Below are 11,217 nucleotides of genomic sequence, written 5' to 3' on the forward strand. Positions count from 1 at the left end.
GGAACAAATCCGGCGAAACACGGCATTTTCGATTTTGCCCGGCGTCAGCCAGGGAGTTACAAATCGTCCATGAACAATGCCAATTCCATCAACGCAAAGACGCTGTGGCAGATTTTGACCGAACAGGGAAAGACCGTGGGCGCGATAAATTTGCCCATGACCTATCCGCCGACTGAAGTGAACGGTTTCATGATTCCCGGATTTTTGGCGCCAGGGGTGAGTAGTCAAAAAATTTTGACGCACCCTGCCGAGCTGATCGAAGAAATCAATCGCGAAGTGGGCTTGTATCGAATTTTTCTGGAGGCGTCGCCAAAGGCGATCATTCACGCGGAAGGCAAAAACGGATTTCTCGCCCGATGCGAAAATATCGTGCAAACGCGCGGCGAAACCGCTCGTTTTTTGTACAAAAAATACCAGCCCGATTTTTTCATGGTCCATTTTCTCATGACCGATGTGGTGCAGCACTGGTTCTGGCACGTTCTCGATGGCACTCATCCGGCGCACGATTCCGCGGAAGCGGCGGGAGTTTTGCCGGCGCTGGAAAAATTTTACCACACTGTTGACGAAAACGTGGGGAAATTGATTGAATTGCCGGACTCGGACACCACACTGCTCGTGCTTTCGGATCACGGTTTTGGCCCGCTGCACAGCAATATTTATCTCAATCGCTGGTTTTATGAAAAGAAATATTTGAAGCTCAATACCGGAAAAAGCACGGCGATTCAAACAATTCGCCGCCTGATCGCCGCCGTGGATGTGTTCAATTTCCGCAATCGTCTGCTGCCCAGCGGAAAAAGAAGAGTAGCTCTGGAGAAGTCATTGCAGCACGATTTTTTGATCAACTGGGAAAAGACGCGCTGTTCCGCGGTGCCGGCTTCCATTTACGGAAATGTTTTTTTGAACATCAAAAGCCGCGACGAATCAGGAGTTCTGGAACCTGGTGAGTCTCTTGAAAAATTCAAACAGGAGCTAATTCGAGAATTGGAAAAAATTACAGCCACTGATTCGGGCGGTGCTGCTTTTTCCAAAATATATCCGCGCGAGCAAATTTTCCCCGGGGAAAATGAGGGAGTCGCGCCGGATTTGCTGGTGCGTCCTGCAGACGGTTTCGCCGTTTTCAGTCAATTGAATGAACGAGAAATTTTCCGTCCCGCAAAACCCTGGGAAGACATCACGGGTACGCATCGCGTGGAAGGAATTTTTCTGGCAAAGGGCGAAAAGATCGTTCCCGCGAAAAATCGCGCGGCGGACGCTGCGATCATCGATCTGGCGCCGACGATTCTTTACTTTTTGGGAGTACCAATTCCCAAATCGATGGACGGAAAAGTTTTGACCGAGGCGATTGATGATAAAGTTTTGCAAAAGACGCCGCCTCAATTTACGTCTGACTCCAGCGAAAAATCGGAAGGCAGAATTTCTGGGTATTCTGAGAAAGAAGAGGAGTTGATTCGAAAAAGATTGCAGGGATTGGGCTATTTGGAATAATGTTTTGTTGATTGACGTCAATTTTTTTCCGCCCACGTCATTCTGTAAATTTTGTTAATTCTGTCAAAGTTATTTTGAAAAATTTAACTATTTTTTGATTCGCGAAATGAGGTATTCCAGCGGTTTAATGTTTGCCCCGATTTTCTTTTGGATTTCTTTGAGCACGAGAACGTCATCCGCTTCCATTGAGCGGAGCAAATAGAGCAAAAGAAAATAACTGGCGAGGAAAAATGCCGAAAAAATAATTAGCCAGTTCAAAGTCACAGCGATTTCGAAATATTTTGCAGCGGCTAAAATTATTGACAGCGGAACAATTGCAGAAACAACGACTTTCAAATAGCTCTTTGAAAATGGCGTGATGTTGTACATGACAAAAATTTCGACGACAGCGAGCAGATTGATCAGAATCAACGCCACAGCCGAAGCCACGGCAGCGCCGATAATTCCGAAACGCGGAATCAACAACAAATGCAGCGTGATGTTAACCGCGAAACCAACGACAGTGTTAATCAATGTTATTTTCGTTTTTTCAAAAGCATTCAACGATGTCGTCGTGGGCCCGACAATGGCGTGGAAGAAAAAGCCAAAGGCTAAAATCTGTAGCACCGGCGCGGCAGAGATATATTTTGCCCCAAAAAGTAAAGCGATGAGCTGTTCCGAAAATGTGAAAATGAGCAGGAACAGCGGAAGAGTCAGCACCAAAATCCATTTTGATGTCGTGGCGTAGACTTTTCTCAATTCCTTGATGTCTTTGCTGCTAATGAGCGACGAGGCGATGGGCATAAAAATGGTGGTGAATGATTGCAAAACCGCCGGGATAAATTGCGCCAAAGGCAGAGCAGCGTTGTAAATACCGACAACTTCGGCGGTTTTAAAATAGCCGAGCATCAGCGTCGCCACGCGGTCGATGATGAACCAAATCATGGAAACAAGTATCAAAGGCCAGGAAAAGGAGATAATTTCTTTGTAATTAGGTCTGGCGGAGAGAGTTTTCCCCCAGATTGGAAAAAGCTTCTGCGCCAGCACAAGTCCGACCATTGCCGTGATGAAATATCCGGCGGGATAGGCGAAAATCGCGGCCTTTATGCCAAATCCGCTAAACAGCAAAACGAGAAAAACGATCAAAATTGTCAGATAGCGGAGACTTTGCTGGGTGTAAACGATCAAATCCATTCGCTTGAAGCCGGTGAAAATTGATGAATTGAGCATCATCAGGCTGAAAAATGGCACTATAATGGCAAAATAGCGTAAAACAGGTACAAGCGCTGGTTTGTTGTAGATGTTGAGGCAAATTTGTTGATTCAACAAAATCAGCAGCGCCATCGTTAACAGTCCTGCGGGTGCGGAAATGAGAAACGACGTGCGTATTGTGCCGCGGACGACAGCTTCTTTTTTTTGTGAGAGATAAAACGGAACGTAACGGTTGATCGCTGTGGGAAGACCTAACAGCGCCAGGGTGCCGGCAATTTCCACCACGGAAATTCCCAGTGAAAAGATGCCGTAATTTGCGGGTCCCAAAGTTCGGGCGATGAGGGCACGGATCAAATAGCCCAAAAATCGACCGAGTAAAATGCCAAAGAAAAAAATTGACGCGCCGCGCGCTACCGTTTTAAGCGCTTGTTCCTTGACGCTGAATTTTTGCTCCGCTTCTGTCATGAAAAGCCTTTGCCGGAAGGTTTCATTAGTAAGGACAGGTTACTGTTAAGTTTTAGTGAGTCGATGAAAAGTATTAAAAATATAATATAATTATCAATTTTGAAAATTCAAAGAATTTTTTTTAAAAAAAGTTTTTTGGATTCAATTTATGGCAAAAAAAAACCAAAACCTTAAGGAGACAAAAAAATGGCTAACGAAGGATACCGTGAACAAATCGACAAACTTAGCAATGAAACAAAAGACATGCACCGCGCGATTACTTCTCTCACTGAAGAATTAGAAGCAGTCGATTGGTACAACCAGCGCGTCGACGCCTGTAGCGATGACGAATTGGGAGCAATCTTGGCCCACAATCGCGATGAAGAAAAAGAGCACGCTGCCATGATATTGGAATGGATTCGCCGCAAAGATCCGACTTTTGACCATGAACTCAAAGATTATTTATTCTCAGAAAAGCCGATTGCCCATAAATAATTTTTTCATGCACTGAATCTCATAAAAATCGATTTAATGCCCGGCGCAGTGAAATCCATTGTGCTCATAATTTTTTGGGGATTCTTCATTATTTTATTTGCTCAAAAACTGCATATTTTGTGAATAGAGAAAAAGGATAAAAATAATGGGAAAAAAGAAAAAGAAAAAAATTACCCAGGCGCAACTTAAATCTGAAAGAAAACCAAACTTTTTCTCGGCGCATCCCCACTGGTCGGCGGCGATTATTTTGTTCGTTCTGCTACTCATTTTTTATTATCCGATTGTTTTTGAGAACAAAACCCTGCTGCCTCCGGACACGTTGACGGCGAAAAGCTACAACACCTTCGTGAAAGACGCGCTTAAAAGCGGGACTTATCCGCTGTGGAATCCGTACATTTTTTCCGGGATGCCGTCGTTTGCCAGTCTTTCCAGCGCTCCGTTGGTGAATATCGTCGATTCGATTGTGCAATACTCGATTCAGGCGGTGCGTTACGTCATTCCGTTGACGCCGTTCATGCGCATTATTTTGAACTACGTCTTTTTTGGCATGTTGGTCTATCTTCTGTTGAATTCCCTGAAAGTGAATCGCTACGCCAGCCTTTTCGGCGCCATTGCGGTGATGTTTGTGCCGCAGTATGTGGCTTTTACTGCCTTTGGGCACAATACCAAATTCCTGTCGCTGGTGCTGATTCCGTTGATTTTTTGGTCGGTGGATCGAATGATCAAAAAGCAAAATCTTTTCTATTTTTCTCTCACCGCGCTGGCGCTGGGTTTTCAGCTCATTCGCGCGCATGTGCAGGTGTGCTATTACACCTATTTGCTGCTTGGCATTTACATCATTTATCTCGCAGTGATCGAATTACGTGAGTCGAAAAAAATAACCGAGACGCTGAAGGGATTCGGCTTGCTGGTTGCAGCGGGCATCGCCGCGGTAGCCATGAGCGCGGTGATGTACGTTTCCATTTACGAGTATTCCCACTACTCCATTCGCGGTGGCAGCGCCGGTTTGAGCTACGATTACGCATCGAGTTGGTCTTTTTCGCCGGCGGAGATGATCACGTTTTTTGTGCCGTCCTTTTTCGGCTTTGGCGGCGCCACTTACTGGGGAAAGATGCCTTTCACCGATTACCCACTCTACATGGGAATCATTGTTTTGTTTTTAGCCGGCATCGCGCTTGTTCTGAAACGAGACCGCTACACGATTTTCTTTTCCGTCATCGCTCTGTTTTCGCTCATCGTTTCTTTTGGCAAACATCTGCCGATTTTGTACGATCCCATGTTCAAATTTTTGCCTTTTTTCAACAAATTCCGAGTGCCGAGCATGATTCACATTTTGCTTGACTTGTCAATGGTCATTTTGGCGGGACTCGGCGTGGGCTATTTGATGGAATTGAAAGAAAAAGCAAAAGAAAAATCCAATGATTTGGAGAAAAAGCTCAAAAATGTGAAAAACTATTTTTACATTTTCGGCGGCGTGGCAATGGTGATCATGCTGTTTGTGGCTCTGAGCAGAAACACAATTTTCAATTGGATGAGCCACGCGGCGCGACCGCTGTCTGCGGACGCCATGAAAGTCGCTTACAAGATGGCGCTGACAGACTCGGTAGTGATGTTGATTCTGCTTGGCGCAGCCGGCTTTCTCGTCATCTACTATTTGTCCAGTCAGATGAAAGAAAATTTGCTGGGACTGTCGCTCATTTTGCTGGTGATTGTGGATTTCTGGGTCATCGATTTCAAAATCATTCATCCTAAACCCGCGATGCAGGAATCGGCATATTTTCAGAAAACCGATGTGGTTTCTTTCCTGGAAAAACAGCCGGGACCGTTTCGAATTTATCCGGTCAAGTTAAATCAGCCCGGCGAAAAACCGGACAATTGGTGGATGTATTTTAAGCTGCAAAATATCTACGGCTATCATGCGGCGAAAATCAAAATTTATCAGGAAACGATGGACGAAATTCAATTTCCACAAATGTTTTTGTTCAAATATCTGAAACAGGGCGTCGATGAAAAAGGGAAGCGCGGCTGGATGTTTCGCGCGCCCAATGAAATCGATGCGAAATTGGCGGCCGGGCAAGCGACTTTTTTGGACATGCTCAATTGCCGCTACGTGATTTCGTCCTATCCGTTGCCGGACACCTCGTTTCAGATGGTTTTTCGCGGCTCGCAATTTGTTTTTAAAAACAAAAAAGCCCTGCCGCGCGCGTTTTTTGTTGATTCAGTGATTGTTACACCGGACAAAGCAGGGATTTTTGCGCAGTTCGAGTCAGGAAAATTTGATCCGAAGAAACTGGCAATTTTGGAGGAGCCGCCAGCATTTGCTGTGCGTGGCAGCCAGGGTAATAGTGTGGCGGTTACTAACTACGACATTCACGACATTAAACTTAAAGCCTCGGTGAAAACGCCGGGACTGATGGTGCTGTCCGAGGTCTTTTATCCAGCCGGGTGGCATGCGTATGTGGATGGACAAAAGACAAAAATTTACAAAACGAATTATATTTTGCGTTCCATTTTTCTCCAACCCGGCGAGCATAAAATTGAATTTAAATTTGAACCGGCGTCGTTCAAAATTGGGTTGTTGATTAGTTTGTTCAGTTTACTGGCGGTCGTTGCTGCGTTTGTGATTTCCATTCGCAAACAAAAGTCACAGTAAAATTAAAAGTGTACTCCGCTTCAAAAGTGGGGTACACTTGGCACTAAAAAATAGGGCATATTTAAAAACTTAAAATGAACATGCGAAAATTACTCTATCAATTATCCGACCGTTTCTCGCTGATTTTGTTCACGCTGGCGATTTTGTTAATTTTCATTCTCCTTTATTACTCTCAGTCAATCGTCCACGATTTGCGCGTGCAATCGAGGAATATCATCGAATTTTACGCGCGGGTGCATTCGCGCGCCGCCATGGAAGAAGACGCGACATTGGTGAATTTTCTCTTTGAAGAAATCATCAAACGCACCAATTTCCCGGTGATTCTGACCGATTCCAACAAAATGCCGGACACCTGGGTGGGCATTGGCATTGATTCCAACGATCGCTCGCCGGAAATGCTGAAAAAAGTGAAAAAAATGGTAACGCGTCTGGAGCGGGAAATCGATCCCGTGCCGATAAAATACACCATGCCCGACGGCAAAGAAAAGGTTTTGGGCTATCTTTTTTACGGCGACTCTCATTTGATCACTCGTCTCGTCTGGCTACCGTACGTGGAAATCGGCGTCATCGGCCTGTTCATTTTGGTCGCGCTGATGGGATTCTGGAGCATTAAAAAAAGCGAGGAACGGTTCATCTGGGTCGGGTTGACCAAAGAAACGGCGCATCAATTAGGGACGCCGTTGTCCTCGATGATGGGCTGGATGGAATTGATGCGAGCAGAGCAAGGGGAAAAAGATTCGATTCTGGATGAAATGGAAAATGATTTGCAGCGTTTGTCCAAAGTGACGGCGCGTTTTTCGCAGATCGGCTCCAGGGCGCATTTGAAAAAGCAGCCGATTTTACCGATTCTTCGGGACGCGATCCGCTATTTTCAACGCCGGCTGCCGCACACGGGCAAGGAGGTGAAAATTGTGGAAAATTTTACTGAAAGCCCGGAAGTAGCGATCAATCGCGATCTGTTTGAATGGGTGGTAGAAAATATGATCAAAAATTCTCTGGATGCCATTGAAAAAAAACAAGGAGTTATCGAAATTTCTACCGGCTACGTCAAAGGAAAAACAAATCGTGTTTACATCGACATTCGTGACAATGGGAAAGGCATCCCGGCGAAAACGCGACGAATGGTTTTCAAACCAGGTTTTAGCACAAAAAAACGCGGCTGGGGGCTGGGGCTGAATCTGGCGAAACGGATCATCGAAGAATTTCACGGCGGCAGGCTCATTATCAAAGAGACAAAACCCGGCGAAGGTACAACAATGCGGATTTTGCTGAAAGGGTAGCTGAATGGATCATGCGCTGGAAGTTTACGATGGGCAGAACTTGATTTTTTTCAGCGACGGCAAGTGGCTGCATCCGTTGTTTGATCTGGAAATTTTTTTGAAACAAACCAACTCGACAACGGAAAAGTTATTGGTGAAGGATAAAATTGTCGGCAAAGCGGCGGCGCTCATTTTGATTTATCTGGGATTTCGGGAAGTTCATGCGAAGGCGATGAGTAAAATCGCCAGGGATTTTCTCGCAACTCAAACCGTGCACTTCAGCTACGAGATGCTCATTGATCGCGTGGCCTGCCGAACAGAAAACTTGTTGTTAGAAGAAAATGATCCTGAAGCAGGGTATCGGCTGGCGCGGGGATTGAGGGAAAAATCGCTGCAACGGGTCAATAATCAACCGCGATCATAATGTTCAACAAATTTCTTGTCGAAGTATTTTTTATGAATACTCCAAATGTCTTTGAAGTTTTTTCTGTCTAACCATTCCCTTATTTCAATGTCCCACCCTTCCCATTGATCTTTTTTTACTTTTGAAGTTACTCGTTGATACATCAAAAATGCTCGCTCAAATATTGAGATGCGAATCAGTAGAATTGCCTCCTCTTGCTTCCTTTCTTTCTCGGTTAGAGTTTTCTGTTTTTTCAATGGAGTGTCAAAAATATCGAGATCGGGGTAATTCAGACATAATTCTTGAAGCTCAATATATTTATTGTCAAGCGCATCGAAAGTACCATATTCTCGTTCTTCCCTTTGAAGTCTCTGCTCCTTTAAGTAAACAAAAATTGCAGCCGGAACGCCAAGGATTGTAATTAGATAAGACAAAATCTCTAATAATTTAATAAGCTCATCCATTAGTGTCTCCTAATGCTATTTTTGGGGGTAAGTGTATTAGCGTATAGAAATAATGAAACGCCACACGATATTCGGCAAACTGATTATTTAAGCGCGGGAATGTAATTAAATTTTAAATAAAAAGCAAGGCAATTTGAACGAACAAAAGAAAATTTATTAGCAAAAAAGGGCGCGATAGGTCAGGGAATTCGAGCAAGTGAATACTGATTAAAATTGCAACAAAATGCATTTTTTAGAAAGAATCTTTCCGCATCATCGTACATCTAAATTCGAGGTTTACGGAGTAATTCAAGAGGAGGATGGTGGACATGGACGGATTAATGTTTTCATTGAAAAAGGAAGACGATTCGGTTCAATTAGATGATTTTTATGATGTGGTGATACTCGGCGGAGGCCCTGCCGGTTTGACGGCTGCAATTTATGCGGCGCGCGCTAAATTGAAAACTTTAATTATTGAAAAAGAAGAGATCGGTGGCGAGGCAGCAGCCACAGACATGATTGAAAATTACCCGGGTTTTCCCGAAGGAATCAATGGCCACGCGCTGGCAGACCGCATGGTCGAGCAGGCGAAGCGTTTTGGCGCCGTGGTTTATTACGGCTATCCCACGGATTTTGATTTTTCGTCCCAGCCGAAAACTTTTCAATTGGAAGGACGAAAAATCAGCGCCCAGACGATCATTGTTGCCACGGGCACATCGCCGAAAATGCTCAACGTCCCGGGCGAACGGGAACTGAAAGGGCGCGGTGTTTCCTACTGCGCCACGTGTGACGCGCCGATTTTTGCCGGAAAAGACATCGCAGTGATCGGCTGCGGCAATTCGGGTTTGCAGGAAGGTTTGTTCATTCTGAAATTTGTTAAGTCGATCACGTTTGTCGAATTTCTGCCCACGATTCAGGCGGAAAAAATTTTGCAGGACAAAATTCAGGCGCAGGAAAATACGACCTGTCTCGTTAATCATCAGGTTCTGGCGATCAACGGCAAAGAAAGGGTCAAGTCGATTACAGTGAAAGATCGCCAGAGCGGAGAAGAAAAAGTTGTCCCGGCAGACGGCGTTTTCATTTACGTGGGTCTGATTCCCAACACCGAACCTTTTAAAAATCAATTGAAATTGAACGACTGGGGCTATGTTGTCACCGATGAAAATTTGCAAACGTCGGTGCCGGGCGTGTTTGCTGCCGGCGATGTGCGTGACAAAAGTTTGCGCCAGGTAGCAACGGCAATCGGCGACGGCGCAGTAGCCGCAGTCGCGGCGGAACATTTTGTAGATAAAGTGAAGCAATAAATTTTTTACTCAGGAGGTTAAAAATGGCTCATATTCAAGAAGAAGATCGGAATTATCTGAAAAAAGAATTTGAAAAAATGGTAAATCCTGTCAAGTTGGTGTTTTTTACTCAAAAATTTGAATGTCAATACTGCGAATTGACGCATGAGTTGTTGGGCGAATTGTCAGAGTTGTCCGACAAGATCAATGTGGAAATTTATGATTTTGTGAAAGACAAAGAAAAAGCGGAACAGTACAACATTACTCGAATCCCGGCGATTGTTATTGAAGGCGAGAAAGATTACGGCATTCGCTTTTATGGCGTGCCGGCGGGGTACGAGTTCAGCACTCTGGTCGAAGACATTATTGACGTTTCCAAAGGGACGACAACGCTGACCGAGGAAACAAAAGAAGCGCTGAAAAAATTAGAGAAACCGGTACACATTCAGGTGTTCATCACGCTGACCTGTCCCTACTGTCCGCGTGCGGTCCGTTTGGCGCACCAGATGGCGATGGAAAGCGAACTCGTCACCGGCGACATGGTGGAAGCATCGGAATATCCGCAGCTTTCCAATCGCTACGGTGTCTCTGCCGTACCCAAGATTGTGATTAACGAAAATGTGAGTTTTGAGGGCGCACTGCCGGAGCCGAATTATCTGGAAAAAGTTTTGGAAGGCGAGGGCGCTTCTAAAAAGTCCTGAATTTCACAGTCACCAGTGATTTCAGCGAGGAATACGCGGATTAAATATTGAATTTCAAAAAAAGCCTCTCATACATTTTGCCCTGGCAATAATATCGGGCGAGTTGAGAGGCTTTTTTGGGTTGTTTTTATCTTGAAATATTTCACAAAATTATGGCTCAATGCCTAATATTAGCAAAGGAATTGGGGGATTATTTCTACCTTGTCGCATCACATTATAGACTTCACCTTCGAAATAGGCAACACCAGAGGACATCTGAGATTGCATTTTCTTTGTTGGCAGAATCTCTATTCCTAAATTGATAACTCCGCCGGTATAAAACAGCATATGTTTCACAAATAGATCATAAGCGACAAATGGGTATTTCCCAAATTGAACCTCAACGGCAATTTTATCTTTAACAAAATCAGTCTGATTATATGAGAAAATAGGGTCATTTTCTCCATGAGCGACCAAAAACTCTTTTTGTTCTTTTGCAGGCATAGAAATACTTTTTTCCATTAACTCGCGATTCAAAGTTATGTAATAGTGATACCGACTTTCTTTCCAACTTTTTTGGGAAAATTCTTTATCTAATGCTTTGTTTAATTCAATAGGGCTGTACAATTTTTTCCCTTTTTTGGTTTTTTCCTTACTTATTTTAGTTTTAAATTTATCGGCATATACAGAGTTTACGATATTTTTTATTTCACCATAAAGTATATTGTGATGGACGATTAGATATTCTTCTCCGTTAAGGTGGGAATATTTTTTTGCTATAATCATTTACTTTTTCCTTCGCTGTCTTTAAATAGCCACTCTTCTGGAATTGATGGACTTGTTTGACCGGGAAGAATGGGTCAGCCTGACCCACCGAATGA

10 protein-coding genes are annotated in these 11,217 nt (G+C 44.3%); 7 read left to right on the forward strand and 3 right to left on the reverse strand.

The genetic code is table 11. From position 1 onward, the window contains the following. A partial coding sequence (locus GXO74_16835) for a hypothetical protein (protein ID NOZ63322.1) occupies window positions 1-1,485 on the forward strand: 1,485 nt, incomplete at its 5' end. An 87-nt stretch (window positions 1,486-1,572) separates the two neighbouring features. On the opposite strand, the gene GXO74_16840 is transcribed toward GXO74_16835, so the two are convergent. After that, complete coding sequence (locus GXO74_16840) at window positions 1,573-3,141, reverse strand: flippase (protein NOZ63323.1); 1,569 nt, start codon at window positions 3,139-3,141, stop codon at window positions 1,573-1,575. Window positions 3,142-3,327: 186 nt separating this feature from the next. On the opposite strand from GXO74_16840, the gene GXO74_16845 reads away from it, so the two are divergent. The 4 genes from GXO74_16845 (at window position 3,328) to GXO74_16860 (ending at window position 7,951) form a co-directional block, all read left to right on the forward strand. After that, window positions 3,328-3,615: a ferritin gene (locus GXO74_16845; GenBank protein ID NOZ63324.1), complete on the forward strand. Its 288-nt coding sequence runs from the start codon at window positions 3,328-3,330 to the stop codon at window positions 3,613-3,615. A gap of 145 nt (window positions 3,616-3,760) precedes the next feature. After that, window positions 3,761-6,268 (forward strand): YfhO family protein, encoded by a 2,508-nt coding sequence (locus GXO74_16850; GenBank protein ID NOZ63325.1) that lies wholly within the window; start codon window positions 3,761-3,763, stop codon window positions 6,266-6,268. A gap of 80 nt (window positions 6,269-6,348) precedes the next feature. Continuing rightward, window positions 6,349-7,548: a HAMP domain-containing histidine kinase gene (locus tag GXO74_16855; GenBank protein NOZ63326.1), complete on the forward strand. Its 1,200-nt coding sequence runs from the start codon at window positions 6,349-6,351 to the stop codon at window positions 7,546-7,548. 4 nt (window positions 7,549-7,552) lie between these two features. Then, window positions 7,553-7,951: a DUF1893 domain-containing protein gene (locus tag GXO74_16860; protein NOZ63327.1), complete on the forward strand. Its 399-nt coding sequence runs from the start codon at window positions 7,553-7,555 to the stop codon at window positions 7,949-7,951. Here the strand turns inward: GXO74_16860 and GXO74_16865 are convergent. After that, the gene (locus GXO74_16865; protein NOZ63328.1) at window positions 7,936-8,394 is read right to left on the reverse strand and encodes a hypothetical protein; all 459 of its coding nucleotides are present in this window, start codon (window positions 8,392-8,394) and stop codon (window positions 7,936-7,938) included. The two genes, GXO74_16860 and GXO74_16865, sit on opposite strands and share 16 nt — an antisense overlap. Window positions 8,395-8,702: 308 nt before the next feature. On the opposite strand from GXO74_16865, the gene trxB reads away from it, so the two are divergent. After that, on the forward strand, window positions 8,703-9,677 hold the full coding sequence (gene trxB / locus GXO74_16870; GenBank protein NOZ63329.1) for a thioredoxin-disulfide reductase: 975 nt from the start codon (window positions 8,703-8,705) through the stop codon (window positions 9,675-9,677). Between the two features lie 23 nt (window positions 9,678-9,700). Then, window positions 9,701-10,357: a glutaredoxin gene (locus tag GXO74_16875; protein ID NOZ63330.1), complete on the forward strand. Its 657-nt coding sequence runs from the start codon at window positions 9,701-9,703 to the stop codon at window positions 10,355-10,357. A gap of 150 nt (window positions 10,358-10,507) precedes the next feature. On the opposite strand, the gene GXO74_16880 is transcribed toward GXO74_16875, so the two are convergent. Next, window positions 10,508-11,122: a restriction endonuclease gene (locus GXO74_16880; GenBank protein ID NOZ63331.1), complete on the reverse strand. Its 615-nt coding sequence runs from the start codon at window positions 11,120-11,122 to the stop codon at window positions 10,508-10,510. Window positions 11,123-11,217: the final 95 nt, after the last annotated feature.

Source organism: Calditrichota bacterium (assembly GCA_013152715.1).
GTDB lineage: Bacteria > Zhuqueibacterota > Zhuqueibacteria > Thermofontimicrobiales > Thermofontimicrobiaceae > 4484-87.